The organism is Mesorhizobium sp. LNHC232B00, from assembly GCF_000502435.1.
Lineage (GTDB): Bacteria > Pseudomonadota > Alphaproteobacteria > Rhizobiales > Rhizobiaceae > Mesorhizobium > Mesorhizobium opportunistum.
The window spans coordinates 33740-58216 of record NZ_AYWP01000017.1 but is presented as its reverse complement, the minus strand read 5'-3'; the positions used below and the strand labels follow the sequence as shown (position 1 = coordinate 58216).

23 protein-coding genes, 1 tRNA gene and 2 pseudogenes are annotated in these 24477 nt (G+C 62.1%); 11 read left to right on the top strand and 15 right to left on the bottom strand.

Features of this window, described 5'->3' with window-relative positions:
- Window position 1: 1 nt before the first annotated feature.
- A complete protein-coding gene (locus tag X743_RS148840; protein ID WP_023767091.1) occupies window positions 2-595 on the bottom strand; it encodes a TetR/AcrR family transcriptional regulator in 594 nt (197 codons plus the stop codon).
- A gap of 66 nt (window positions 596-661) precedes the next feature.
- On the opposite strand from X743_RS148840, the gene X743_RS148845 reads away from it, so the two are divergent.
- Both X743_RS148845 and X743_RS1000000169915 read left to right on the top strand, forming a co-directional pair.
- Window positions 662-1087: a VOC family protein gene (locus X743_RS148845; RefSeq protein ID WP_023767090.1), complete on the top strand. Its 426-nt coding sequence runs from the start codon at window positions 662-664 to the stop codon at window positions 1085-1087.
- A gap of 206 nt (window positions 1088-1293) precedes the next feature.
- Entirely contained in the window at window positions 1294-4134 is a 2841-nt protein-coding gene (locus X743_RS1000000169915) for a patatin-like phospholipase family protein (RefSeq protein WP_084555571.1), read from the top strand.
- A gap of 55 nt (window positions 4135-4189) precedes the next feature.
- Here X743_RS1000000169915 and X743_RS148850 read toward each other — a convergent pair whose 3' ends face one another.
- The gene (locus X743_RS148850) at window positions 4190-5140 is read right to left on the bottom strand and encodes a trypsin-like peptidase domain-containing protein (protein WP_023767088.1); all 951 of its coding nucleotides are present in this window, start codon (window positions 5138-5140) and stop codon (window positions 4190-4192) included.
- A gap of 226 nt (window positions 5141-5366) precedes the next feature.
- Here X743_RS148850 and X743_RS148855 point away from each other — a divergent pair, with 226 nt between their 5' ends.
- Window positions 5367-6239: a S1C family serine protease gene (locus X743_RS148855; RefSeq protein ID WP_023767087.1), complete on the top strand. Its 873-nt coding sequence runs from the start codon at window positions 5367-5369 to the stop codon at window positions 6237-6239.
- An 8-nt stretch (window positions 6240-6247) separates the two neighbouring features.
- A complete protein-coding gene (locus X743_RS148860; RefSeq protein ID WP_023767086.1) occupies window positions 6248-6880 on the top strand; it encodes a helix-turn-helix transcriptional regulator in 633 nt (210 codons plus the stop codon).
- 118 nt (window positions 6881-6998) lie between these two features.
- Here the strand turns inward: X743_RS148860 and X743_RS1000000173500 are convergent, their stop codons facing one another.
- Window positions 6999-7451 (bottom strand): type II toxin-antitoxin system VapB family antitoxin, encoded by a 453-nt coding sequence (locus tag X743_RS1000000173500; RefSeq protein ID WP_245264267.1) that lies wholly within the window; start codon window positions 7449-7451, stop codon window positions 6999-7001.
- Between X743_RS1000000173500 and X743_RS148870 the strand changes: the two genes are divergently transcribed.
- Window positions 7441-8307, top strand: coding sequence for an NAD(P)-dependent oxidoreductase (locus X743_RS148870; RefSeq protein ID WP_023767084.1), 867 nt, complete (start codon window positions 7441-7443; stop codon window positions 8305-8307). The genes X743_RS1000000173500 and X743_RS148870 overlap by 11 nt on opposite strands.
- Here the strand turns inward: X743_RS148870 and X743_RS148875 are convergent.
- The 3 genes from X743_RS148875 to X743_RS0136515 all read right to left on the bottom strand — a co-directional run bounded on the left by X743_RS148875 (window position 8304) and on the right by X743_RS0136515 (window position 11603).
- Window positions 8304-8597: a type II toxin-antitoxin system RelE/ParE family toxin gene (locus X743_RS148875; protein WP_023767083.1), complete on the bottom strand. Its 294-nt coding sequence runs from the start codon at window positions 8595-8597 to the stop codon at window positions 8304-8306. The genes X743_RS148870 and X743_RS148875 overlap by 4 nt on opposite strands.
- On the bottom strand, window positions 8594-8830 hold the full coding sequence (locus X743_RS148880; RefSeq protein WP_023767082.1) for a type II toxin-antitoxin system ParD family antitoxin: 237 nt from the start codon (window positions 8828-8830) through the stop codon (window positions 8594-8596). The genes X743_RS148875 and X743_RS148880 overlap by 4 nt, the downstream gene beginning before the upstream one ends.
- A gap of 460 nt (window positions 8831-9290) precedes the next feature.
- Window positions 9291-11603 (bottom strand): OmpA family protein, encoded by a 2313-nt coding sequence (locus tag X743_RS0136515; protein ID WP_031257959.1) that lies wholly within the window; start codon window positions 11601-11603, stop codon window positions 9291-9293.
- 197 nt (window positions 11604-11800) lie between these two features.
- On the opposite strand from X743_RS0136515, the pseudogene X743_RS01000000169235 reads away from it, so the two are divergent.
- Both X743_RS01000000169235 and X743_RS01000000169230 read left to right on the top strand, forming a co-directional pair.
- Window positions 11801-12255 (top strand): annotated as a pseudogene (locus X743_RS01000000169235) (YcgN family cysteine cluster protein).
- Between the two features lie 208 nt (window positions 12256-12463).
- A complete protein-coding gene (locus tag X743_RS01000000169230) occupies window positions 12464-12835 on the top strand; it encodes a hypothetical protein (protein WP_023767079.1) in 372 nt (123 codons plus the stop codon).
- 185 nt (window positions 12836-13020) lie between these two features.
- Here X743_RS01000000169230 and X743_RS148885 read toward each other — a convergent pair whose 3' ends face one another.
- A complete protein-coding gene (locus X743_RS148885; RefSeq protein ID WP_023767078.1) occupies window positions 13021-13734 on the bottom strand; it encodes an SIMPL domain-containing protein in 714 nt (237 codons plus the stop codon).
- Between the two features lie 134 nt (window positions 13735-13868).
- Between X743_RS148885 and X743_RS148890 the strand changes: the two genes are divergently transcribed.
- Window positions 13869-13944: transfer RNA gene (locus tag X743_RS148890), tRNA-Ile, on the top strand.
- A 191-nt stretch (window positions 13945-14135) separates the two neighbouring features.
- Here the strand turns inward: X743_RS148890 and X743_RS1000000173495 are convergent.
- Both X743_RS1000000173495 and X743_RS148895 read right to left on the bottom strand, forming a co-directional pair.
- A pseudogene (locus X743_RS1000000173495) lies at window positions 14136-14576 on the bottom strand (tyrosine-type recombinase/integrase); the annotation flags it as partial.
- A gap of 564 nt (window positions 14577-15140) precedes the next feature.
- Window positions 15141-15389: a hypothetical protein gene (locus tag X743_RS148895; protein WP_023767076.1), complete on the bottom strand. Its 249-nt coding sequence runs from the start codon at window positions 15387-15389 to the stop codon at window positions 15141-15143.
- Between the two features lie 365 nt (window positions 15390-15754).
- On the opposite strand from X743_RS148895, the gene X743_RS148900 reads away from it, so the two are divergent.
- The 3 genes from X743_RS148900 to X743_RS148910 all read left to right on the top strand — a co-directional run bounded on the left by X743_RS148900 (window position 15755) and on the right by X743_RS148910 (window position 16972).
- Window positions 15755-16093: a hypothetical protein gene (locus X743_RS148900; protein WP_245264266.1), complete on the top strand. Its 339-nt coding sequence runs from the start codon at window positions 15755-15757 to the stop codon at window positions 16091-16093.
- A gap of 128 nt (window positions 16094-16221) precedes the next feature.
- Window positions 16222-16416 carry a DUF6499 domain-containing protein gene (locus X743_RS148905; RefSeq protein WP_023767074.1) on the top strand — a complete coding sequence of 65 codons (195 nt, stop codon included), beginning with the start codon at window positions 16222-16224 and terminating at the stop codon, window positions 16414-16416.
- A gap of 55 nt (window positions 16417-16471) precedes the next feature.
- Window positions 16472-16972 carry a DUF2285 domain-containing protein gene (locus X743_RS148910; protein WP_023767073.1) on the top strand — a complete coding sequence of 167 codons (501 nt, stop codon included), beginning with the start codon at window positions 16472-16474 and terminating at the stop codon, window positions 16970-16972.
- Window positions 16973-17296: 324 nt separating this feature from the next.
- Here the strand turns inward: X743_RS148910 and X743_RS148915 are convergent, their stop codons facing one another.
- The 6 genes from X743_RS148915 to X743_RS148940 all read right to left on the bottom strand — a co-directional run bounded on the left by X743_RS148915 (window position 17297) and on the right by X743_RS148940 (window position 24376).
- The gene (locus X743_RS148915; protein WP_023767072.1) at window positions 17297-18148 is read right to left on the bottom strand and encodes a sugar phosphate isomerase/epimerase family protein; all 852 of its coding nucleotides are present in this window, start codon (window positions 18146-18148) and stop codon (window positions 17297-17299) included.
- A complete protein-coding gene (locus X743_RS148920; protein WP_023767071.1) occupies window positions 18145-19170 on the bottom strand; it encodes an ABC transporter permease in 1026 nt (341 codons plus the stop codon). Before X743_RS148920 ends, X743_RS148915 begins: the two co-directional genes overlap by 4 nt.
- Complete coding sequence (locus X743_RS148925; protein ID WP_023767070.1) at window positions 19167-20165, bottom strand: ABC transporter permease; 999 nt, start codon at window positions 20163-20165, stop codon at window positions 19167-19169. Before X743_RS148925 ends, X743_RS148920 begins: the two co-directional genes overlap by 4 nt.
- A 7-nt stretch (window positions 20166-20172) precedes the next feature.
- Window positions 20173-21687, bottom strand: a complete 1515-nt coding sequence (locus tag X743_RS148930) for a sugar ABC transporter ATP-binding protein (RefSeq protein WP_023767069.1) — start codon at window positions 21685-21687, stop codon at window positions 20173-20175.
- A gap of 71 nt (window positions 21688-21758) precedes the next feature.
- Window positions 21759-22748, bottom strand: a complete 990-nt coding sequence (locus X743_RS148935; RefSeq protein WP_023767068.1) for a substrate-binding domain-containing protein — start codon at window positions 22746-22748, stop codon at window positions 21759-21761.
- A 521-nt stretch (window positions 22749-23269) separates the two neighbouring features.
- Window positions 23270-24376, bottom strand: coding sequence for a substrate-binding domain-containing protein (locus X743_RS148940; protein ID WP_023767067.1), 1107 nt, complete (start codon window positions 24374-24376; stop codon window positions 23270-23272).
- Between the last annotated feature and the right edge of the window lie 101 nt (window positions 24377-24477).

The window sequence follows — 24477 nt, the reverse complement described above, 5'->3', positions numbered from 1 at the left end:
GTCAGGCGCGGGACAGTCCGTCGATCAGCGCCATGAGAACTGCGCGATAGTCCTCGGCCGGGGCGCCTGCCTCGATCGCAAGTGCCGCGCGGTCGAACGCAGCAGCAAGCAGCGCGGTCAGTGCTTCCGCCGGCAGTCGTGTCATCGCGTTGGCGCGCATCGCCGCGACCAGGCCCTCGCGCAGAGAGCGGTTGCCGTGGCGGTTGTCGATCGCGTCCATGGCGGCGCGGCCGAGCACGGCAGGGCCATCAAGCAGCAGCAACCGCGTGCGGCCGGGCGCGCGCATGGCGGCGAGATAGGCGTCCGAGCCGGCGATCAACGCATTGCGGGCTTCGAGCGAGGACGGGGAGGCGCGATCGATCTCGTCGGCCACTGCCTGCGCCTCCTGCTCGACGACGGCGGCAAACAGCGCCTGCTTGTCGGCGAAGTGGTGATAGAGCGCCCCACGCGTCACGCCGGCGGCGGCTGCGATTTCCGGCGTGCCCGTCTCGGCATAGGATTTTTCCGTGAACAGTCTTCGCGACGCCGCGATCAGGTCGGCGCGCGTGGCCTCGGTACGGTCGCGGTTGGAGCGGCGCGCGGATTCTCGTTGCATACATACAGCCTGTATGTTAATTCAATTTACATGCAGACTGTATGTTGGTTGACGGGAGAAGGAAAGATGAAGACCACGAGCTATTATCCGGTGCTGATGACCGGCGATGTCGCCGGCACGGCGGGCTTCTATGTCGAGCATTTCAGCTTCAAGCCGCTGTTTGAAAGCGACTGGTACGTGCACCTCCAATCGGTGGAGAGCAGCAGGGTCAATCTCGGCATCGTCCGGGGCGACCATGAGACGATCCCGGAAGAGGGACGCGGACGCACATCGGGCCTGCTGATCAATTTCGAAGTGCGCGATCCCGATGCGGTCTACGAAAGGATTCTTGCCGCCGGGGTGCCGATACTGCGAACGCTCCGCGACGAACCTTTCGGCCAGCGCCATTTCATCACCAAAGACCCCAATGGCGTGCTGATCGACGTGATCAAGCCGATCCCGCCCAGCGAAGAATTCCTGGCACAGTACGCGCAGGGCGCGGCGGGAGCATAGCGCTGCCTGGCAGTACTTCTCGGGAGGCGGGACGCAGGAGCCGTGGCCATCCGCGAAGCAAAGCGCCGGATGCCATAAGATCGTTCGTGATTTTCAAGGCACGGATGATGTTGCCGCCGCCTCGACTTCTCCAGCGGCAATAATCCTTGCAGAGAACCTTCTTTGCCTGTTGTATTGTTCCAATAATGGCGGCGTCGGGGGAGGCCATGGCCAAGGACTTCGAGACGGTTCTGCAGTTGGAGCATCGTTCGATCATCCGTCGCCGCAAGGCGCTTGGTGTAAATGTCGTTCCAAGAGATGTAACCGGGAGCAAGCCTGATTCCGTCGCCACGGGGAATCCGGCGTGGCTGTTCGGTGTCGCACTTTCGGGTGGCGGGATAAGATCGGCTTCGTTCTGCCTCGGCGCACTTCAAGCACTCGACCAATACAAGCTCACGCCCCGGATCGACTATCTGTCGACGGTCTCGGGGGGTGGCTATATCGGATCGGCAATGGTCGCCGATATGACACGTCAGGAGATCGAGCAGGCGAAAACGGGCAAGGACGAGCCGCTCGATTTCCCCTTCGCGTCGGGCGACGATGTGCACGACAATCCGCTCGTCGGCCATATCCGCGACAACAGCCGTTTCCTGGCGCCGCGCGGCTTTCGCGACATCACGCTGTCGATCGGCATCCTGATGCGCGGCTGGATGGTGAATTTCCTCCTGCTTCTGACACTGATCCTGCCCTTGGCGACGTTCGTCATCCTGACCAACCCGACCACCGACCACCTCGGGCACAGCATCGTTCTCGATGTCGCCAACTGGATGTTCGGAGACGATTGGGGCGGGACGGGATGGACCGCCAGCCTGCGATCCATCGTGGCCAATCCTTTCGTGCTGTCGCGCTCGGCCCTGGTCGTTTTTGCCGTCTGGCTGGTTGCCTGGGGGCTGCGGCGCTCCTACTCCGATAGCTACGCCGCCGCGCGCAAAGGCGAGCATCTCGAACAGGACAGCCTCTGGGCCAAGGATGGCCGTACTCTGCTGCTGGTCACAGGCGGTCTCTTCCTGATCGAAGTTCAACCCAAAATCATCCTCTGGCTGATCGAGGTGACCTCACCGAAATTCGGCCATCGGCAGACGACATTGGAAACGCTCAAGGCTCTGATCACGGCTGCCGCGGCGGTGGTCACAGCCACGGCGGCCTTCAGGGGTATGCTGATTTCCTGGGTGCAGAAAGCCCTCAACTCGCCGAAGATCGGCCACCAGATCCGTGGTTATCTGGCGCGCGCGGCATTCCTGGCGCTCGGCCTTGCCTTGCCTTTGCTCATCTATGGTTTCTTTCTGCTCATTACCCTTTGGGGCATCAAGATATCTCCGATCACATTTCATGGGTTCCATGTATCGTGGATATTTGGCCGTGCCACCGGCTATGCCTATGGCCCCGACTGGCTAACGGCCAACAACCATATCTTGTTTACCGTGCTTGCCCTTTGCATGGCGCTGTTTCTTGCGGGGCGAACCTTTGCGGTTCGCTATCTCGTCGACGACCTGGAGCCTGGCCGGCTCAGCAGCTTCTTTGCCGCGATGGTTCATGACTATAGCGGGTCGATGGTCGCCAAAATATTGGCGGTCGTGGCGGGTTCCGTCGTTTTCGCGGTGGCCGCGAGAATGATTAAAGATGTCTGGCAGGCGGACGAATTCACGGTGCTGCTCAACTATCTGGCCATCACCGTTATCGTCATAATGGTGGCCTTCAATTTCACCGAGAACGCCAACGGCCTGCACCGCCTCTACCGCGACCGGCTCCGCTGGGCGTTCCGCCTTGGCGGCAGTGAAGATCAGGCTGACATCGCGTTGAAGGACCTCGGTGTGAAGGCGCCCTATCTGCTGATAAATGGCACATTGAACGTCCGCCGCGCCAGGCAGGCCGCCGATCCGCCGAGAAAGTCTTTTGTCGCCGGCGCGACCCGCTGGGTGGGAAGAAAGATCGCTGCTGCCATAAGGCTGCGAGCTTGGTGGGGCGGCCCGGACATCGTCCTAGCAGGCCGCCGTCCTCCAGCGCCGGCCACTGTCAGCCCGACAGCAGTCGACCCGAGCAAGCGAGGACGCAATGCCGAGTTCTTTCTGTTCTCAAAACATTTCGTCGGCAGTGAATCGACCGGCTATGCGACCTCCGCCGCGATGGCCAGGGAAGAGGGGCAGCTGGATCTCGCGGCGGCGGCAGCGATTTCGGGCGCCGCCATCTCCTCGAGCATGGGTCGCATCAGTCTCGGCCTGCTCGGACCAACCCTGGCCCTGCTCAACCTGCGGCTGGGGTTCTGGCTTCCTAATCCGAGTGGAACCGCGTTTGAGGACGAGCGCGAAAGACCGGTCTGGCGTGCGACCGAGGAGGATACTTCCCGGCGAAGCTGGGAGGACATATTGCGGCTGTATCTTCTCGCCGAGGCGACGGGGCAGCTGAGGTCGGACAGTTCGCGCGTCTACATCACCGATGGCGGCCATATCGACAATATCGGCCTCTACCAACTGCTCAAGCGCAAGTGCAAGCTGATCATCGTGGTCGATGCCGAAGCCGATGCCGGCATGAATTTTGGTGCGTTCACCGATGTCCAACGCTTCGCCAGGATCGATCTCGGCGTGCGCATCTCGCTCGACTGGCGGCCAGTCAGGGATGCGGCGCTGATGCGCGACGCCAACCGCAACACGATCATCCCGCCGGAATCGGAGCTGCATCTCAGGCATTTCGCGGTCGGCAAGATCCTCTACGAGAATGATCCTGTCGAAGGGATCCTTCTCTATGTCAAGGCGTCGGTGACCGGCGACGAACCCGACTATGTTCTCGACTACGAGCGCCGTTATCCGCTTTTCCCAAATGAGCCGACGAGCGATCAGTTCTTTTCGGAAGAGCAGATGGAAGCTTACCGCGCGCTTGGATTCCACGCCATGCGCGTGGCCCTTCGCGAACGGCCGCAAACCGCTTTCATCAAGAGCCTCGACAGCATGCAGGCAGGTCTGGTCACCCTGCTGAAGGCCCGTCTGGGCAATCAGGGGGAGGAAATCAAATAGCGACCGGTGGGCAGTTTCGGGGTCGTTTCCGTTAATGCTCCAGCGGCCCGCGTCGCTAGCCAGCCCGCGCCACCGGCGTCACCGTCACCTGGCTGACGCCGGTGCGGCGCACCACGGTGCATAGCGTCTCGCGGCCGATGCGCTCGGCGTCGAGCATGCGCACGAGATCATCGACACCGGTGACCGGGCGGCCGTCGATGGCGGCGATGATGTCGCCTTCCTTGAGGCCTGCCTTGGCCGCCGGGCCGTCCTTCTCGATGCTGCGCAGGCGCACCGCCGTCTTGCTCGACACTTGCGACAGCAGCGCCGCGCGGCGCGGCAGGTTGACGGTGTCGGCCGAGATGCCGATGAAGGCGCGGCGCACGCGGCCGAAGCGGATGATCTCCGAAATGACGAACCTGGCGGTGTTGGAGGCGACCGCGAAGGCGATGCCTTGCGCACCGTGGATCATGGCGGTGTTGACGCCGATGACCTCACCGGCCGACGACACCAGCGGCCCGCCGGAATTGCCGGGATTGAGTGCCGCGTCGGTCTGGATGACATCGTCGATCAGCCGGCCGGTCGAGGCCCGCATCGAGCGGCCGAGCGCGGAGACGACGCCCGAGGTGACGGTCCATTCGAAGCCCAGGGGGTTGCCGATGGCAACGGCGATCTGGCCGCGCCGCAGCCGCTTGGAATCGCCAAGCGGCGCGACATCGACGAAGCTGCCGTCGGCACGCACCAGCGCGATGTCGGTGTCGGGGTCGCGGCCAAGCACGCGGCCTTCGCTGGAGGCGCCGTCGGGCATCGAGACGCGCACCGTTCTGGCGTCGCCGACAACGTGGAAGTTGGTGACGACCAGCCCATCCGGCGCAATGACGAAGCCGGAGCCATGGCCGCCCTGGCCGCCCACCCGCTCGATGCGGCAGACGGCAGGACCGATGCGGTCGACGGCGTCCGCCACTGTCGTCGAATAGGCGTCGAGCAATGTATCGTCGGGTTCGAATTTGGCGGCGGCGAGGGCCATGGAAGGGCTCCGTGTTTTCAGGCGTGGCGATGCCTTTTTCCTGTAGGTGCCGTTCTCCCGAAACCGCTGAGCACTTTTGGGCGACACGCACTATATGTGCGGAGCGGCTGGAAGCGCCGCGACCTGACCAGATGGCCAGTCAAACCGGCAACTAGCCGTCAGGCGAGTACCTTCCAGCGTGCTGCCGCGCGATATCTGGGACATGCAAGAAACCCAGGAGACCCCTATGAGCGATTTCAATCTGAGTGCGTTTTCCCAAGCCATTGCCGATCTCGCCGCCAAGGCGGCGCCGGCAATGGCGAGCTTCGCCACGCATCATCACCGCACGGCAAGCGCCTTCCATTGGGGCGACGGCTATTTCGTCACCGCCGAGGAGGCCGTCGAGGCGGGCGAGGAGATCGAGCTGACGCTGGCCTCAGGCGGGACGGTGAAGGCCGAGCTGGTTGGCCGCGATCCTTCGACGGGCGTTGCGCTGCTGAAGCCCGCGGATACCGCCACGACGCCTTTACTTGCCAAGGCCGATGCCGTTCGGCCTGGGAACATCGCCATAGCCATCGGCCGTAGCCAGGGCTCGGCGCTCGCCGTATCGGGCTCGGTCGGCGAAGTCGGTCCGGCCTGGCGCTCGATGCGCGGCGGCACCATCGACCGGCGCATCAATCTGGCCGTCGGCGCCGGCGGCCGCTTCGAGGGTGGCCCGGTGCTGGACGCCAAGGGCGCGCTGATCGGCATGCTGTTGTTCGGGCCGCGCGGCCGCGCGCTGGTCATGCCTTACGAGACGATCGAGCGAGCCGTTGCCACCTTGCGCGAAAAGGGGCATGTCGCGCGCGGCTATCTCGGCGCCGGCCTGCATCCGGTGCGTGACCGCGACGCCAAGGGCGCGATGGTCATGAGCCTCGACGACAGTGGCCCGGCCAAGGTCGCAGGCCTGTCCCTGGGCGACATCATCGTGGCGTGGAACGGCGAGGCCGTGCACGGCCCGCGCGACCTGATCCGCAGGCTCGGGCCCGACAGCGCCGGGGTTTCTGTAACCCTTGGCGTGGTGCGTGGCGGCGAACAGCGCGATGTGACATTGACCATCGGCGAAAAACCGCTGAGCTGAGAGGATTGATGGAAACGTTCGCCGGCGACCGGATCATGGCTGACGGCGCCGCCTCGCGGCGGCTGGTGGTGCTGGTCGCGCTTGCCGATGCCGCGCGTGCCGAGCATCTGGCCGCCTCGCTTGCCGCCTCCGATGACCTGTTGCCGGCGGTGGCTGGCGGCGACACGGCCGGTGTCGCCATCGTCGACGAGAACAGCGGAGATGCCGTGCCGGCCTCCATGCCGCGCGTGCTGCTGTCGGGGCGCGCCGGCGGCGAACGGCCCGCCGGCGAGGTGTTTGCCGTCATGCCAATGGACGCGGACGATTTGCTGATCGCCGCGGCGGCACGGCTGGCGGCGGCCGGTTATCGCGTCTCGGGCGATGGCAGGGCCGGACGCCATGAGGATTTCCATGCCGGCGACGGCGAGCCGTTCGAGGATGAAGCGGACGAGCACGCCGCCCGGCCGGCACTGTCGCCCCGCGAGGCGGAAGTGCTGGCGCTGCTTGCCGAAGGCGCGCCCAACAAGGTGATCGCACGCCGGCTCAACATTTCCGTGCACACGGCGAAGTTCCATGTCGCCGCGATCCTGATCAAACTCGGTGCGGCCAACCGCACTGACGCCATCGCGATTGCGATGCGGCAGGGGCTGGTGCTGGTCTAGGAGCGATGTATCCGGCGGATTTGGCGATCATCGGAAGCGTCAGTACTGCCCCTTGCACTATACGGGGACAAAGTGCCTGCAGGTCAGGGGCAGCGCGACGCCGCGAACGAGGTGTTCATCATCTGGTCGGAATTCCGAGTTCGTCGTAACCGAGTATCTCATCTTCCGTCATTGGGTGGTCGCGCTTTGGTATCCGACTTGCTTGTTCTGAAATTTCCAAAAGCCTCATCAACTCAGACTCCTTTGGCCGGAACATCGGGCTTTCACGAGTAATTTCGTTTTCGAGGCTCTGCCGGATCGCCTCCGTCACGGACACGCCGCGGCTGCTGGCAAGCTCTCGCGCCAGTTGCTCCACTTCGCTATTCTCGATCAACAAAGCCATTTGATGATCTGCCATTCGGTGGGAAATAATATGCCAAATTTGTTGTAGCGCCACCCGTTTGCAGCCAACAGGGCATGGGACCCTCCGCAGCGTCATCATCGCCTTCCGTGGCAAGCACTTGTATCCCGCCGCGCCACAGGCAAGGATCGCGCAAAGAACCAGTTCAGGCGGAGGAAAAATGTCGCTCAAGGGAAAGACGCTGTTCATCTCCGGCGGGTCGCGCGGCATCGGCCTGGCGATCGCGCTGCGCGCCGCGCGCGACGGCGCCAATGTGACGATCGCCGCCAAGACCGCCGAGCCGCATCCGAAGCTGCCGGGCACGATCTACACCGCGGCTGAAGAAATCGAGCAGGCCGGCGGCAAGGCGCTGCCAATGCTGTGCGACATCCGCGAGGAGGCGCAGGTGGCCGAAGCCGTCGCGAAGACCGAGGCGAAATTCGGCGGCATCGATATCTGCGTCAACAATGCCAGCGCCATCCAGCTCACCGGCACGCTGGAGACCGATATGAAGCGCTACGACCTGATGCATCAGATCAACACGCGCGGCACCTTCCTGGTGTCTAAAATGTGCATTCCGCACCTGAAGTTAGCCAGCAATCCTCACATTCTGAATCTGGCGCCGCCGCTCGACATGAAGGCCAAATGGTTCAAGAACCACGTCGCCTACACCATGGCCAAGTTCGGCATGTCGATGTGCACGCTGGGCATGAGCGCCGAATTCGCCAAAGACGGCATCGCGGTCAATTCGCTGTGGCCGATCTCGACCATCGACACGGCGGCGGTGCGCAATCTTCTGGGCGGCGCGACGGTGGCGGCAATGAGCCGTTCGCCAGACATCATGGCCGATGCCGCGCATGCCATCTTCATGCGGTCGTCACGCGAGACGTCAGGCAATTTCTATATCGACGAAGAGGTGCTGCGCGCCGAGGGCGTCAGCGACTTTTCGGTCTACGCGCCCGGCGCGACCGGGCCGCTGGCCGGCGACTTTTTTGTGCCGGACGAGGTGTTTGCGAATTCCAATACGAAGATCAGGACGACCTTCTAAAGATGCCTTGGGTAGTCCATTCGCTGATACAAAATGCGTACAACGTCGATTGATCGATCGGCAATTCGCAAAAAAAGTACGTGAGAGCCAACGGCATACTTCAACAGACCAGGCCGAATATTCTCCGCGTTTTTTGCCATCGCCGGAAATTGGTCTATCAAATTTATGATTGAGCGAATGGTGCGGATATAGGCCTCCGCCCGCTCGGCCCCCCATTCTTTCAGGGAGTGATCCCAAATCTGGTCGAGATCTGCTTTCGCTTTCGGGGAGAACCTGACGGTTCGCTTCATCCACGCTTCTTCGACTCTAGAAAAGCGTCGAAGTCGAATGGCTCTGGACCGCCTGACATATCCCCTTCATCTATGGCGGAGCGGAGTTGCTCCAGCTTTAGCTCTTGCTCTTCCAAAAGACGAAGGCTAGCTCGAACGGTTTCGCTTGCCGACCCAAAACGGCCATTCGCTATCTGCCGCTGGATAAAGGCATCGTACTGGTCGCCTAGGGTAACGGAGGTGTTCTTGGGCATGGTGGGTCTCCAATACCAATAGATGGTATCAATTTACCCGAATGCCAGCAAGCACTCGGATGAGCGAGGCTTCACGCCACGTCCTTCTTGCCGCTTCATGGGCTGGTTGCGGTGATTTCTCTCGTCGATGCTGGACCCGTATTTCAGTCAACTCGCCGCGATTTGCAAGGCAAATCGCGGAAGCAAAAAACCCCGCCGGAGAGGGCCGGCGGGGCTCAGTGCGTCCCGCTGGAGTCGGGACGGGGCAGGGAACGCCCAGCCCTGAATCTGGGGTAGGCCGCCTCACGTTTCAATGAGCCGACCTGATGGCCGGACAATTCTTGTTGAACCCGGGCTGTCGTCCGCATTCCCGCCCATCCCGGTCCTCCGGGATGGGGCCTTGTTGCCGATCTGATTCCAGAAGCCGGCTCAAGCTCCTGGAAATACAGATTTGATGGACCATGATCTTTCCGGATCAGGGTCAGTTGTTGCTGGCCACCGGCGCCACCAGCGGGGTGATGCGGCGGATCGCGACACGCCGGTTCTCGCGGTTGGGCGCCGAGGTGTCGACCTTCAGATACTCCTCGCCATAGCCCTGCGTCGTCAGGTTCTCCGCCGGGATGCCGAAGGCGTTGGTCAGCGCTTCGGCAACCGCCTCGGCGCGGCGGTCCGACAAGGCCAGGTTTGCCTCCGGCGTGCCGACGGCGTCGGTGTGGCCTTCGATCAGGAAGGTTTCGGCCGGGTTCTTCTTCAAAAGCTTCTCCATGGCGTCGGCGACGCCCTGCAGCTTCTGCACCTCGGTATCGGAGATCGAGGACGAGCCGAATTCGAAGTTCAGCGTATCAAGGTCGATACGCCGCGCAATGTCGCGCACGCGCGCCGAACGCTTGACCTCGTTGATCGAATAGAGACGCTGGACCCGCTCCACCGGCGGCTGTTCGAGGAAGGTGTAGTAGTCGTCGTCGCTTTCGACATCCTCGGAATCCAGGATGTAGTCCCGGCGCGGAATGGTCAGCCGCATCGGCGGCAGGTCGTCGCCGGGATCGCGCCAGTCGTTTTCATCCTCATAGTGCCGCTCGTCGACATAGCTCAGCACATATTCGCGTCCATCCGGCGCAATGCGCGAACGCTGGATGACGTCGCCATAACGGTTGCGGATGGTGACGATCCGGACACCGTTGTCACGTTCGACGACTTCCCGGGTGCGATCGCCCGACAGATCCTCATAGTACACGTTCCTGGCGCCGCGGGTCATGCGCGGGGCATCATTGCTTTGGACGAATGTCTGGTTGTTGAACTGCAGGATGACGCGATCGCCGAGTTCCCTGACGACATTGACGCCTTTCGGACGCTGACGGTCGCGGACGTTTTCATCGGGTGCACGCTCTACGCGCTTGCCCTTTTCCTCCGTCACCGGGGCGATTTTTTCAGGCTGGATTGCCTGCTGGGCCGACTTGTCGTCGGTGGGTGGCGGACCCTGGTCGACAGGAGCGACCACGGGCTTGCGGCCCTGATCGGTGCCTTGCTGAGCGTTTTGGCCACCATTCTGCTGCTCGCCGTTCTGCTGCTCGCCATTCTGGTTGGCCGGCTTCCTGCCGCCCTGGCCGTTCTCGCCGCGACCCTTGCGCCGGGCATCCTTCTGGCTGTCGAGAATAGGGGCGGCGTTCTTGTCAGCGGGTGCCTCGCCCTGCACGGGGGTTTCGCCCTGGACAGGCGCGGCCTTGCCGCCGGTGGCAGGCTGCCCACCCGTCGCCGGCTGCTCGCCAGTCTGCTGCTGTTGCCCGTTTGCGGGCTGCTCGCCGTTTGTAGGCTGCTCCGCAGCCGGCTTCCTGCCGTGCTTCTTCGTCTTGTCCTGGGGCTGTTCGCCCTGGGCGGGAGCCTGTTCGCCGGCAGGGGCCTGCTCTGCCTTGGGTGTCGGCTGTTCGGCCGGAGCTTCCTTTGGGGTGGGCACGGGCGCGACCTCTTGCTGGCCCTGCTTGTGCTTCTTGCGCGGGTTCTCGCCTGGCTGGTTGTCGTTGGCGGGGGCTGCCTCGCCCGCGGGCGCCTGCTCGGTCTGCTGTTGTTGCTGATCGCGCTTTTTCCTGCGTGGCTGCTGCTCGTCCGTGGCGGGAGCGGCTTCGCCGGCCGGCGCTTGCTCGGTCTGCTGTTGCTGCTGGTCGCGCTTTTTCCTGCGTGGCTGCTGCTCGTCCGTGGCGGGGGCTGCCTCGCCGGCCGGCGCTTGCTCGGTCTGCTGTTGCTGCTGATCGCGCTTTTTCCTGCGCGGCTGCTGCTCGTCGGTGGCGGGAGCGGCTTCGCCGGCGGGTGCCTGTTCGACCTGTTGCTGCTGGTCGCGCTTTTTCCTGCGCGGCTGCTGCTCGTCCGTGGCGGGAGCGGCTTCGCCGGCGGGTGCCTGTTCGGCCTGCTGCTGCTGGTCGCGCTTTTTCCTGCGCGGCTGCTGCTCATCCGTGGCGGGAGCGGCTTCGCCGGCGGGTGCCTGTTGGGCCTGCTGCTGCTGGTCGCGCTTTTTCCTGCGCGGCTGCTGTTCGTCCGTGGCGGGAGCAGCCTCGCCGGCGGGTGCCTGTTCAGTCTGCTGCTGCTCGCGCTTCTTGCGCTCAGGCTTCTGTTCCCCTTGCTGTGCGCAGGCTTCGGCCGATTCGCCCTCGGCGCAAGCCGCCTGGGCCAGAACCAACGGTACGGTGCCGCGTTGCATGGAGCCGAACGCGGCACTTCCCTGAAGCGGGGATGCGCCCAACGGCGCGGATGCCATCAACAGGCCAAGTGCTGTGCCTGCCAGAATCCGTGGTTGGCGTTTCATCGAAATTTCTCCTTATGGGGTCCCATCCCTGCCCAAACCTTCATCATCCATATTGGTTCCGGTTTGCGGGCATTACCGGCAACGAAGGACGATTGACCGGCGTTTTGAAGGCAACTTCATGTTTTTCCTATGGTGGAGCGGCTTTGGCGACGATTGCAGTGCTTGACCTCGGCCTCCGCCGGGGCCACATCCCCAAAATGGAAACGCCGTTCTGGAAAACAAAGACGCTGGAAGAGATGAGTCCGGCCGAGTGGGAATCGCTCTGCGACGGCTGCGGCAAATGCTGCCTGTCGAAGCTCGAGGACGAGGATACCGGTGAGATTTACTGGACCAGCGTCGGCTGCCGGCTGTTCGACGCGCAGACTTGCCGCTGCGCCGATTATGCCAACCGGCTGGCGCGCGTTCCTGATTGCGTCGGCCTGACGCCGCAGAACGTGCGCACCATCAGCTGGCTGCCCAGCACCTGCGCCTACCGGCTGGTGGCAGAGGGCCGCGACCTCTATTGGTGGCACCGGCTGGTGTCGGGCAATGCCGAGACCGTGCACGAGTCCGGCANTCCGGCATCTCGATGCGCGGCCGCGTCAAGGCGAGCGAGACCGAGCTCGCCGAGCCCGAGGATTATTTTGACTATATGCTCGACGAGGAGCCTTGAGGCTCATAACCGCAAGGCGCGCCGGAAGCATGAACCGGGGCAGGGCGTTTGGGGGGCATATTGGTGGAGAACCGGCCAAGCTTTCCCGTTCCCGCCACATGAACCGCAGATGAACGGCGAGTTCGTAAATAGTTCAGACAGGCTAGTGCATTCTCCCACCATCGGTTTCACGAGGACGGGCGCAAGCCCGCAACAAGGAGAGAGAACCATGTACACCACGATCAAGACGGCGGCCCTTTCGGCCCTGGTCGGCCTCGGCACGCTGGCGGCCATTCCCGCCCATGCCGACAGCCTCTATCTCGGCTTCGGCAACAACAACGACCCGCGCTTTGGCGTCTACGCCGGCGACGACGGCTACCGGCATCGCCGTGACGAGCGCCGCGACGACTGGCGCGGCGACGGCTGGCGCCGTGGCTGTTCGCCGGACCGGGCCCTCGACAAGGCCGAGCGTATGGGACTGCATCGCGCCCGCATCGTCGACGCCAACCGCCGTGTCGTCAAGGTCATGGGACGCCAGTATGGGGACCGCGTCGTCATCGTGTTCGCCAACGAGCGCGGTTGCCCGATCATCAACCGCTGAGCGGAGGTCTGGTCGTAGCGGCATGATCCTCCGTGAGGATCAGCCGGGACTAGCGGAGCCCCTTTCCCAATCGGACGGGTGCGGCTCGAAAAAACCCCGCGGGAGCGATCCCGCGGGGTTTTTCATGCGCCGGCGGATAATCCCACGGCCGGCGTGGGCTCGGCCAATGGAATCACCGGAACCGGCTACTTCAGTTCGAACGTAACGGTGACCTGGACGTTGTAGGCGTTTTCGCCGGCCTGTACCGGAGCCGCGCCGGCCGCGGCATCGAAGGCCTTGGCGTTGATCGGCATTGGCGCCGGCCTGATGTTCTGATCCGTGATCTCGATCACCCGGCCGAGGCTGACGCCGGCCGCCTCGGCGAGCGTCTTGGCCTTGGCCATGGCGTCGGCGACCGCCTTCTTGCGTGCTTCGGTGACGGTGGCCGCCGGATTGTCGTTGGTGAAGGCGATGCCGCCGCCCTGGTTGACGCCGAGCGACACCGCCTTGTCGAGGATCTCGCCGGTCTTGTCGACGTCGCGTACGCGCACCGACAGCGTGTTCGTCACCTGATAGGCGACGAGTTCGGCCTCCTGGCTGCCGTCCGGCTTGTTGGTGTAGTTGTAGCGCGGATTGATCTGGATGCCCGCGGTCTGCAGATCGCGGTCCTTGATGCCGGCCGCCTTCATCGCAGCGATCACCGCGGCCATGGCGTCGTTGTTGGCGTCGAGCGCCGCGCGCGCGGTCTTGGCCTCGCGCATGACGCTTAGCGTCAAAAGGGCCAGGTCGGGAGCAATGGTTGCTTCGCCTTCACCCGACACGATGATACGGGGCGGCGTCGGCAAATCGGTGGCTCCAGCCATCGCCGGAAAAGCGACTGCAGCGGCGAGCGCGAGGGGCAAAAAAAGGTGTCTGGTCATGAAAATCTCCTTGGTCTGCGATCAGGTCGCAAGCGTCGCGTAGAGCGCGATTATGGGTTGATTTGGGCGATCTGCGTAAGCCCGTCGGGAAAGCCTTGTGCCGCGATGCGAAAAACATTAATCCAGCGCGCGTGGGGCCTGTAGCTCAATGGTTAGAGCCGGCGGCTCATAACCGCTTGGTTGGGGGTTCGAGTCCCTCCGGGCCCACCATTATCGTTATTTATCAATGGCTTAATGACCGGTTCGCCGCGAGGTTCGCCAACAGGTTCGCCAAGCATCGGCTTGCGCGTGACGAGCCGCACGACTCGATCCATGCCCTGGACCGCCAACCGTACCTGCGATGCCTCGCGCGAATAGAGCTCCGCATGATCGATATCGTCGTGCCCCAGAACGTCCATGAGTTGCCTGGTCGAGGCCTCGGCCTCCGCCAGATAAACACCGAGCGATTTCCTCAAACCATGCAGGGTAAGGCCCTTCGGAAGACCGGCAAGCTTGCGCCAATGCGCCATCATTCCAGTCAGTGACTTGGCGGAGAAGGGCTGACCATAGGCGTTGACCAGGACGGTCTCGCCGCGCCTGTCAGCCGCATCCAGGATCTCGGACAGCATCGGTGTGATCGGCACGAACAGCCGTTTGCCGCCTGTTCGTCCCTTGTTCTTGCGCTGAACGATATCAAACCCGTCGAAGTGACGCTCGACGCCATCGATGAAGACACGGCGGGTGACCCTCTGGTCCCAGCGCAGGCCCGCAACGTCGCCGCGGCGGTTGCCCAGCCAAAGCGCCAGTCCGTAGCACGTGCGTGCCGCAGTGCCGAGCTGCCAACGGTTTTCAAATCGCGCCATCGCCTCGCGCGACCAGGCCTTCCAGCCGGCATAGGCCGGGCGCCACTCGACTGCCGCAGTGGGGTCGATTTCAATCCAATCTTGCCGCAGTGCGACATAGACCAGTTTGCGTATGCCCACCAGCAGGTGCTTGGCCTTATGGGGTGTGGCGATGAAGCGCCCAAGAAGCTCCTCAATATGGATACGTCTAAGGTTCTTAACCGGTACGTCGCGCCAGATAAGGGGGTGATCTGGGACCACCCGCAGTTCTAGAAATTCTTCAATCAGCCGCATGTTCTTGCGTTTGCTGGCATCGTCAAGCGCCAACCACTTGACCGAAATCTTCAATCGTTGAAAGGCTGCTCCAAATGTGCCGGGCAGGGCGGCTCCAGGCATTTGGACGACAGGGGCCTTGGGGACTTTCCGGCCTTCGACCGCTGCCTGATACGCGTCCTTGAATCCCGGCTGGTTGGGAGCAGGCAGACCAACCACACGCTCCTTCGTCCGATAGCGCCAGCGTAGTTTTCCGTGGCGATCGGTGTAGGAGGACAGGCCGGGATATTTGTCGGTCATGGCGGGATGAATCTATTCCCTTCGGTGATTCCCTTGCAACAGGAAGTCGACGATATTCTCATCATCGTCTCCAGGTAGTTCGGCAAATGCCGCTTCGAGTTTAAGGCGATCCCAAATCACGCGGCCGTCAACTTTCTTCGGCTTCGGCATGCGGCGGTCAGCAACCATCTGGTCAAATTTGGTTATGCCGACGCCAACATATCGAGCCGCTTCTTCGCGTGAGAGACCACGAGGAGGATAGGAAAGGGTGTCGCTTTTCATGATCTCGCTGCCTGCATGCGTCCGTCGTTGTGCGCGGGCTTCCATTCGTTGGATCAATATCTGGATTGTATAAGCCAGTTACGGAAGGGATTCGATCAAACTGTGCGGTGAATTGCGGTCAGGGCGTACAAATAGGATGGTTTGCTGATTGAGCACCGAGTGGGTGTACTGGAAATAGACGTCGGAAGCACAGCGATGACCGGTAAAACGGTGCGCCCTTCTTCGAAAAGTGTCTTATTTTACCGTCGCACCGACACCTATCGTTTTCGATCCGGCGCCCTTGCCTCTTGGAAAGCGGCGCGCCCTTGCATGCCTGCGAAATCATTGGCTGCGGGGAGGGCACTGACGCCGACCGATATGCCTTGTTGGACAAGATTGCGGTGACGCCTGCCCAATCGCTGGCGGGTGTGATCGCCAAGCTTGCAGTCGTCGTTCGAGAAGCGAGTGACAACACGGATCTGTGCGAATTTCCGTTGCCTCACATCCGCTCGGCCCTGGCCGATCTGCGGCGCCTCACGCAGGAAGGGATAAACAGCGAGCCTGCCGGCTGGCCTGCAGGCGACCAGTCGATCGGCGCGCTGTTCGAGCAGTCTGCATCCTCTTTCGCCGCCTGGCGCGCCTTCAGCGCGTGGAGCCAGGGCGATGAGGAGGCCTATTGCGCTTGGACGGACACATTCAAGACACTGGAAGGCGCCAGTCAATAGGCATCGCAAAGTCTCGGCCTGACAGCTCGTCGCCGAGATCTTTCTCGTTCATTCGTCAATGACGGAATCCAAGGATTTCGCTCAACGCTGCGTATCCGTATCAGATCCTTGAAAAGGGAAGGATGCGGATGAAGCCCGATACATCGCAGTGGCGTGACCCACAGGCATATTCGTTCGTTAACGGCGCCGCGGCCGATGAGATTGCCTGGGAGTTCCTGCGACGCAATCCCCAGTATCAGCGGGACTTCGCTGCCTCCCGTTCGGCTAAAGCGATTCGCGAGCTGCGCAAGCGCTGGGGCTTGCAGTTTCGCCGCCAGGCCTGATCAGTCCGCAGTAGAGCAGCCGGTCTATTGGGCGCCTCAGATCGACCCTGGGGTCGTGAACCTGGTCGAGGTTCCGGCGGATATGCTCGCGCGGGAAAGCAGCGCCCTCGATGTTCCGTTGGCCGGGGGAAAGCATGACGAAGTCGGCCTTCACGTGCGATCTTCGCCGGGCGGCGTGCAATTGGCGCTTCTCGGCAGCGCGCGACCAGCCGAGCCGCTGGCTGCCATAATCCCACTCGATGACATGGCGCACGACCGGCTACAGGCGATCGAGAGGTTCATCCGCTCCATCCACAGGCAACACCTTCCCGATGCCCGCTTGACTGCGGCCCAGCGCCGGCGCCTTGGCCATATGCTGCGATGTCTTGACGGCCGTGAGGAGCAGGCATCTCATTTCGAAGTCGCGACGGCCTTGTTTGGTCGGAAGTTCGTCAGAGCCACTGACTGGCAAGACTCGCCTTTCCGCTACCAGACGCATCGCCTCGTGCGCGACGGCCTGAAGATGGTCGAGCGCGGCTACCGCCAATTGCTGCGCGCGCGAAGGCGCCTCTCCTGAAGGGGGGCCGTCCGGCGCCTGGTCCGCTTATTGCGCTATCGGCAGATTCTGGAGTGAACGGCTGCGCTGCGCCCTATACCGGCCGTAAGATGTGCATTTTCGAACGCCTGAAAGCGTACAGGGTGGCAGGTCTATAGGTCGATGTTATGCCATAATCAGACCCAAGAGCCTATGGCACCTGAAGTCGGACGGTAAGCATGCCACGGGCGTCATCCATCGACTTTGCCGCATTCACGTGCAATTGCGCGCACGTCGCCAAGGTGGGACCGCCGTGCTGGAAGGACGAAACAATGACTACAGACAGCGTGCTATCGATGCATATACCTATTTGATCAAACCGTACTGCCGCGCCTTGTTTCGCAGGAAGGGCAAGCCGTTACCCATAACGACTGTTTCGCTGTCGGCGACAGGGCGCCAGACGCTTAGTCCAAATGCCAACAGGGGATCCATATTAATGAAGCTCTCCATCGCCAACCCACCTTTGAAGTCGATGGCGGCGAGCGTCGCAAAAGTCTCGTCCCAGTGGCAGTTGCCCTCGCCGGGCGTGCCGCGATCGGATTCCGAGAGATGGATGTATTTGAGATGGTCGCGGGCAGTGATGATGCCGTTCCCCATGCCCTTTTCTTCGATGTTCATGTGGTAGGTGTCGAGATGGACGAAGACGTTGTCCATGCCGATGCGCTCGACCAGCGCCACGGCCTGCGCCGCCGTGTTGATGAGGTGATTCTCGTAGCGGTTGACCGCCTCAATGCCGATCTCAACGCCACGCGACTTGGCGTATTTGGCGGCCGCCGTCATGGCCCGCGCGACATTGTCGAGTTCGCCCTGGGTTGGCGGCACGCCGGTTCGCTCGCCGATGCCTCCAAAGGTTACTCCCGACAGCGCTTCGGCGCCGATGTCGGCGGTCTTGCCGATGGCGAGGGTGAGGAACTCGATGGCGGCGTCGGGACGCACCGAGGGCCAGGCGCGTTCGGGCAAGCCGAGCGAGCACACGGCCTCCATTTTATTTGCCGCTAGCAATTTACGCGTATGCACCGCGTCGATTGACTGGGGGTCGGCGATCGAGATCTCGATGAAATCGAGATCGTATTTCTTGATCGCCTGCAGGGTGTGTTCCGCGCCCGCCGGAGTCCAGCCGCTGGTCCACATGCTGGTATGAACGCCAAAGCCCATCATGGTCTGATCCTCAGAAAAGTAAGTTGCCCCGCAACCCATCGCAAAATCATGACGCCGACGAGCATGATGCCCCAGATGGCGGTGGCGAGATGCTGGCTAGCGCCGAGCAGATTGAGACCTGACGACAGCAGCTGCAAAATGATAAGCGCCAGGAACACCGACACCACCTTGCCGAAACCGCCAAACGGATTGACGCCGCCAAGGAAGCAGGCGAGCACCGTGATCAGTACGTAGGATTCGCCATGCCCGACCCGCACCGAATTGAAGCGCGACAACATGATGATGCCGGCAATGCCGCTCATGGCGCCAGATAGGACATAAATCAGCGTGATCACCCGTCGCGTCGGGATACCCGAATAGCGCGTGGCTTCGATGTTGGAGCCAACCATGTAGTTGGAAAAGCCGAGCGGGGTGCGCGTCATCAGCAGATGCCAGACGATCACAGCCGCGATCAGGATCAGCAGCGGAATCGGCACGCCGAACACATAGCCGTGCCCGAGCGGCTGGATGAATTCCGGGAATCCAGAGATGTCGGCGCCGCGCGTCAAGAACTCGCCCAGCCCGCGCAGGAAGATCATCATCGAGAGCGAAACGAGAATGGGGTGCGCGCCGGTATAGGCGATCACTGGACCCATGACGAAACCGCTGCCGGCGCCGACGCCCACCGCGAGGACAGAGCCCAACAGGAAAGCGTAAATGCTCGCGTCCGGTCCGCCATTGGCATGCAGCACCCAGGCGAGCGTGAGACCGCAGAGATTGGCCGTGAACGTCACCGCCAGGTTGATGCCGCCAGAGATGATCGGCATCAGCATTGCCAGTGTGAGAAGGCCGAGTTCGGGAAGCTGGAACGCGACGGAGTCGAAGGTTGCCATCGACAGGAAGCGTGGCGACAGCACGCCGAAAAAGACAATGACGGCGACCAGAGCCAGCAGCAAACCGATGTTCTCGGTACCGAGTTTGGTGGCCAGCTGCCTGGGGAGACTCTGCCGGGGCGTGGTAGCCGGGGCGACGCTCTCGCTCATGTTCCGCTCCGTTCCCGCGGGGCCACGAACATCCGGCCGAGCGGTGCATTCGACAGGGTGATGGCGATGAGGATGATCGCGCCGATGATCATCTTGAAGGCGTAGGGCGAAATGCCGAGCAGGTTGAGCCCGTTCTGCGTCACCGAGACCAGCAGGACGCCAAGAATGCAGCCGAGCACCGTACCGCGCCCGCCGCCGAGCCGCGCGCCGCCGAGCACCACGGCCGCCAGCACGTCGAGCTCGCGGCCGATCAGCGCATTGGGAACTACCTCCTGCGCATAGTGGACCTGCACCAACCCGCCGATGCCTGCCATCAAGCCGAGCCAGCCAAAGGCGATGAAGTGCATAGCGGCGATGTTGATGCCGAGCCGCCGCGCCCCCTCGGGATTGTCGCCGAACGCATAGAGCTGCCGGCCGATGCTGGTGTGCCGGATCAATACCCAGGTGGCGATTACGCAAATCGCCATGATGCCGACGGGCAGGGCCAAGCCGTTCCAGTTGCCATTGGCTTGCTGGAACTCGATCAGCATAGTGCGATGCGTCCACCACTCGGGCAGATTGTAGATCGACACGCCGCGCGTGACGAACATCAGGAGCCCGAAAAAGATGTTAAATGTCGCGATGGTGACGACGATGGAGATGATGCGGAAGTAGTAGATCAAGGCAGCGTTGACGGCACCGAGCGCGATGCCGGCGATGGCCGCCAAACAGATGCCGATGAGCCAGTCGCCGCCACCGATCCCGACAAGCGCCACAGCCGCCACATACTGCACCACCGATGCCGCGACGGCGAACGAAATGTCGATGCCGCCGGCGATCAGCACCACCAATAGCCCCACCGCGAAGATCAGGTTCGTCGAGCTGGTGTTGAGCAGGTTGAAAAGGTTGGCGATGGTGAAGAACTTGTCGCTGCTTAGCGACAGACTGACGCTGATGATCAACAGAACGATGATCAGCCAGGTCTCAGTCGGATTGGCTCGGAGCAGCTTGGGGATATTGAGGCTAGGCATAGACCGCGGCCTCCAGATCGCTGAGCGAGACGGCACGCGGATCATATTCGGTGACGATGCGGCCGGCCACCATGTGCAACACGCGATCGGCGTTGAAATAGACCTCCGGCACCTCGTCCGAGATGAGGAGGATCGCGAGCCCTGCCTCCGCCAGCCGCGCCACGATCTCGAAGATGCCAGCGCGGGCACCGACATCTACACCCACGGTCGGCGCATCAAGAATGATGAGCTTCAACCCAACGGCGAGCCACTTCGCGATAGCAACGCGTTGCTGGTTGCCACCCGAAAGCGTTGAGATGGGATCAGTCGGCCGGTCGATCTTAATGGCCAGCTCGTCGATCCATCGGGTCACCAATTTTTCCTTCTTGGTGAACGAGATGAAGCCACGGTCGAGCACCTTGTCGAGCACTGAAATGACGAGATTGTCGGCGATTGATTGCTGCTGGATCAATCCGAGCGCCAGACGGTCCTCCGAGAGGTAGCCGATACCGGCACGGATGGCGTCGCGGTTGGACCTGAGGCTAAGCACTTTGCCGTTCAATAAAACGCGCCCTCGATCTGGAGGCAACATGCCGAAGATCGAGAGCGCCAGTTCGGTCCGTCCGGCACCCAACAAGCCCGTCAGGCCAACCGTTTCGCCACGCCGTATGGTCAGTGAAACATCAGCGTAGTCGCCGGCTCGCGTCAACCCTTCGACAGCGAGCACAACCGGCGAAGCAGAATGGTCTTTCATCCGGACGCCCTGGTCAAACGTCTTGCCGGTCATCAGCTCGGTGAGACGCGACTGCGTCATGCCCTCAGTCGGATAGACACCGACCAGTTTGCCGTCACGGAGCACGGTGACCCGGCGCGAGATTTCGAGCACCTCCGCGAGCCGATGGCTGACGAAGACGATGGACACGCCGTCGGCGGCGAGCGTACGCACGGTATCGAGCAGGCGATCGGTCTCGGACTGCGTAAGCGAAGACGTCGGCTCGTCCATGAAGATGACTTTGGCGTCGCCGGCGAGGGCCCGTGCAATCGCCACGATCTGGCGCTGCGCGATGGCGAAGGTGCGCAGCGGCGCATCGACATCGAGATCGGCGCCGAGCCGGCCCAGCAGGCGTCGTGCAGTGTCGCGCATGGCCCCATGATTGACGATGCGCGGCAAGGCGCCGAGTACAGAGCGGATGCCGATATTTTCGGCGACGGTCATTTCGGGAAAAAGCGCTAGGTCCTGCCAGATCACCTCGACGCCGGCGGCGCGCGCGGCGGCGGGCGACATGACGTCGACGGCCTTGCCGGCAAAGGCGATCTGCGCGCCCGCGAGCGGCTGGTAGACGCCTGTAACGACCTTGATGAGCGTGCTCTTGCCGCTGCCGTTCTCGCCGGCAATGCACTGCACTTCGCCAGGCAGCACTTCGAAGCTGACATCCTGTAGTGCCCTGACACCACCGAACGTCACGCTAATATTGCGGAGCGAGAGAACGACTGCCCGGCTCTCCTCCGTCGACACGGCAAAACTCATCGACTGGACCTGGTTGGTAGGGAAGGAGGCGCCGGGATCGAGGACGATACCCCGGCGCCTTGGTCCGCCGCTTACAGCCCGAGGGCCGCTAGACCATCAACCGTGTCGACCGTGATTGGCTGGTTCGCGTCAACGATGATCGTGCCGGTCTTGAAGTCGGGATGCACCACACCAAGACCCTCGATCGTCATGCCATCGGTGACTTTGCCGCCACCCACCAGATAATCGGCCAGCGTCACGAACACCTTGCCGGCCTCGAGCGGATTCCACATGAAGCCGCCGTCGATTGTGCCGGACTTAAGCATCGCGCTGCCCTGGCTGGGCGAGAACGAACCGACGAGAACCACCTTGTCGCCGAGCTTCTGCTCGTCGAGGGCACGGCCGACGCCGATCGGGCCCTGACTACCGAAAGTCAGGAAGCCACCGAGATCCGGATTGGCCGCGAGCACGTCCAGCGCGGTCTTGCGGCTGTCGTCGGCGCTTTCGGCAACGCCGTACCGATCGCCGACCATCTGCATGTCCGGATAGTTCTTCTTAATATAGGCGATGGCCGCATCAGCCCAGGCGTTGTGCGCCGGCACCGTGAGCGAGCCCACATAGACGACATACTTGCCCTTGCCGCCCATCTTGTCGGCGAACAGCTTCGCATGCGCCTCGCCGAAGCCGACTGCGGACACCATCTCGAAATCCCAATCGGCGTTCACCTGATCGGGCGATTCATGGGTGATGACTTTGATGCCGGCATCACGGGCCTTCTTCAGCACCGGCTCGAGCACATTGGCATCGTTCGGCACGACACCGATGGCATTGACGCCCTGAGCGATGAGATCTTCGATCGCGCGCACCTGAAGCGCCGGATCGGCACTGGTCGGCCCCACCATGAAGCCGTCATCGCCGAGTTCTTTGGATTTTTCCTTGATCCCCGTTTCCATTGCGTTGAACCAGGGAATGCCGCCGATCTTCACGACAACTCCAACCTTGACGTCTTTCGCCTGTGCATCGATTGCGGTGACACAGAGTACTGCACCCAGCGCAGCAACAAGTATCGCTTTTCCTAACATTGCTTCCTCCCTTGCATTTTCTCACGCGCGTTTTGGAGCTGTAATCTTCGGTTTTCCTGTGCGCTCGCACGGAGAAGCAACAGCACCTCCGCCGGCGCTCTGGAACTGATCGAGCCCAGAGCGCCCCTCCTCCTGCAACATAAGAAGGCCTGGATTCTTTTTGGTCAAGGGCGCTAAATAGATTTAGCAAGGCATTTTTCGTTGAGCCCCGACCGGGCGGTCAGCTTCGCAAGTGCAGCAAAAGACCCCGGCCAAAAGAGCTGCGCCTGAGCCCGCCGGGAGGAGACGCCAAGCGCAAGGAAGTCTGTGTCCGTCCGGTGACGACGCAATCCGCTATCCAGCGAGACGGGGAGTTCTGGACATTGCTCTCGCAGTTACGAGCGATGCATCACCATCCGGTTATCGGCCGCTCGAAAGCTCCCGGTCAGCTTGATCTGCACCCAGGCAATTGGTGCACCTTTTCGGAGCCGGCTACGCGCGAGCGCTGAGGGACGCCGACATGGCGCACGTCGCCGTAGTGACTACCGGGCCATTCCGCTGGCGTTCTGTCTGGACCCGGCTGCGCCATCGGGCGTGGAATCCCAGTCTTCCTGAGCGCCTTCATGCTCCCCGGTTCTGCCGAAACTGGTTGGCACCGTCACGAGCGGAAAATGGTCCACGGAATGGTTCTCGAGAAGCTTGAAGCCTTCCGCAATCATGACTTCGACATTCTGACGTACCATTGTTACGTCGAAGGGTAGATACGCGGCGAATGGATCCCAGTCGAAGCTCCCGGCAACAATCCGTTTCAATTCACTTGGAGCCAAGGTCGATAGGAACCGCAAGGCCCCCTCGAGCGCTGTCACCCCGTTGATGAACATGCCAGATGGCAAATGTCCCAGTTCAGCGTATCGTGCGGCAAGCGACCGAGCAGCATTGGTGGGCGCGTACCCGCAGCAATCAACAGTTCTGGTTCCAGGAGCAATCCCGTGCGCTGCCAGAACATCATTGAAGCCAAGCAGTCGGCTGCGCGTAGCGTCATCGTCATGCACTCCCCCGAAGAAAAATAGATCGTTGGTGGCGCTGCGCCGTTTCTTTAGCTTGCTGATCACGACTTCGGTCAGAGCTCTTGCGCCGCCGTAATTATCGGAAACGACAGAGGGCGCTCGGGAGCCTGGCAAGTCGACATTGATGCACCGCACGGCGGCGGCGCGGCACAAATCATTAAGTGGATCTGGGCAACGAACTCCCGCGATGAAGAGGAATTCGACCTGCTGCGCCAGGAGCGTTTCCGTCACATTGAGTTCGTTGTCCGGATTCCTATGCGTACTGACCACAATTGGGCACATCCCCCGGAGGCGCGCTTCCGCTTCAAAGGCTTCCGCGAGGCCGGCAAAAAAACGATTTCGGTAATGCGGCAGAATCATTCCGGCCAATCCCGACCGAGATAGCCGCAACCCCCGAGCCTTGAGATTGACCGCGTAGCCAAGCCGTTCAGCCCAGTCGAGAATCGTTGCCGCCGTCTGCGCCTTGATGCGGTGCTGCTGCCAACAATCGTTGAGAACCAAGCTGACCGCCGTCGGCGATGACTTGGCGGCCAAGGCGATATCGTAAATCGTAGTTTTTCGCCGCAAAGACTTCTTCGCCATTTGGGATGCCCCGCTTCAATAACGCGGCGGAAGCTGCGCGCCTTGGATGCATCACCGCCTAGTTAGACCAGACGTGAGCAGACGTCCACGTGTAACGAACA

What these genes read in the sequence shown, in the direction of transcription:
- X743_RS148855 (WP_023767087.1), top strand. Translation starts at nt 5,367, where the DNA reads ATGAGCGATTTCAATCTGAGTGCGTTTTCCCAAGCCATTGCCGATCTC.
- X743_RS148935 (WP_023767068.1), bottom strand. Translation starts at nt 22,748, where the DNA reads ATGTTAGGAAAAGCGATACTTGTTGCTGCGCTGGGTGCAGTACTCTGT.
- X743_RS148930 (WP_023767069.1), bottom strand. Translation starts at nt 21,687, where the DNA reads ATGAGTTTTGCCGTGTCGACGGAGGAGAGCCGGGCAGTCGTTCTCTCG.
- X743_RS0136515 (WP_031257959.1), bottom strand. Translation starts at nt 11,603, where the DNA reads ATGAAACGCCAACCACGGATTCTGGCAGGCACAGCACTTGGCCTGTTG.
- X743_RS148850 (WP_023767088.1), bottom strand. Translation starts at nt 5,140, where the DNA reads ATGGCCCTCGCCGCCGCCAAATTCGAACCCGACGATACATTGCTCGAC.
- X743_RS148940 (WP_023767067.1), bottom strand. Translation starts at nt 24,376, where the DNA reads ATGGCGAAGAAGTCTTTGCGGCGAAAAACTACGATTTACGATATCGCC.
- X743_RS148845 (WP_023767090.1), top strand. Translation starts at nt 662, where the DNA reads ATGAAGACCACGAGCTATTATCCGGTGCTGATGACCGGCGATGTCGCC.
- X743_RS148915 (WP_023767072.1), bottom strand. Translation starts at nt 18,148, where the DNA reads ATGATGGGCTTTGGCGTTCATACCAGCATGTGGACCAGCGGCTGGACT.
- X743_RS148860 (WP_023767086.1), top strand. Translation starts at nt 6,248, where the DNA reads ATGGAAACGTTCGCCGGCGACCGGATCATGGCTGACGGCGCCGCCTCG.
- X743_RS148895 (WP_023767076.1), bottom strand. Translation starts at nt 15,389, where the DNA reads ATGAAAAGCGACACCCTTTCCTATCCTCCTCGTGGTCTCTCACGCGAA.
- X743_RS148905 (WP_023767074.1), top strand. Translation starts at nt 16,222, where the DNA reads ATGAAGCCCGATACATCGCAGTGGCGTGACCCACAGGCATATTCGTTC.
- X743_RS148870 (WP_023767084.1), top strand. Translation starts at nt 7,441, where the DNA reads ATGTCGCTCAAGGGAAAGACGCTGTTCATCTCCGGCGGGTCGCGCGGC.
- X743_RS148920 (WP_023767071.1), bottom strand. Translation starts at nt 19,170, where the DNA reads ATGAGCGAGAGCGTCGCCCCGGCTACCACGCCCCGGCAGAGTCTCCCC.
- X743_RS01000000169230 (WP_023767079.1), top strand. Translation starts at nt 12,464, where the DNA reads ATGTACACCACGATCAAGACGGCGGCCCTTTCGGCCCTGGTCGGCCTC.
- X743_RS148840 (WP_023767091.1), bottom strand. Translation starts at nt 595, where the DNA reads ATGCAACGAGAATCCGCGCGCCGCTCCAACCGCGACCGTACCGAGGCC.
- X743_RS148880 (WP_023767082.1), bottom strand. Translation starts at nt 8,830, where the DNA reads ATGCCCAAGAACACCTCCGTTACCCTAGGCGACCAGTACGATGCCTTT.
- X743_RS148875 (WP_023767083.1), bottom strand. Translation starts at nt 8,597, where the DNA reads ATGAAGCGAACCGTCAGGTTCTCCCCGAAAGCGAAAGCAGATCTCGAC.
- X743_RS148885 (WP_023767078.1), bottom strand. Translation starts at nt 13,734, where the DNA reads ATGACCAGACACCTTTTTTTGCCCCTCGCGCTCGCCGCTGCAGTCGCT.
- X743_RS1000000169915 (WP_084555571.1), top strand. Translation starts at nt 1,294, where the DNA reads ATGGCCAAGGACTTCGAGACGGTTCTGCAGTTGGAGCATCGTTCGATC.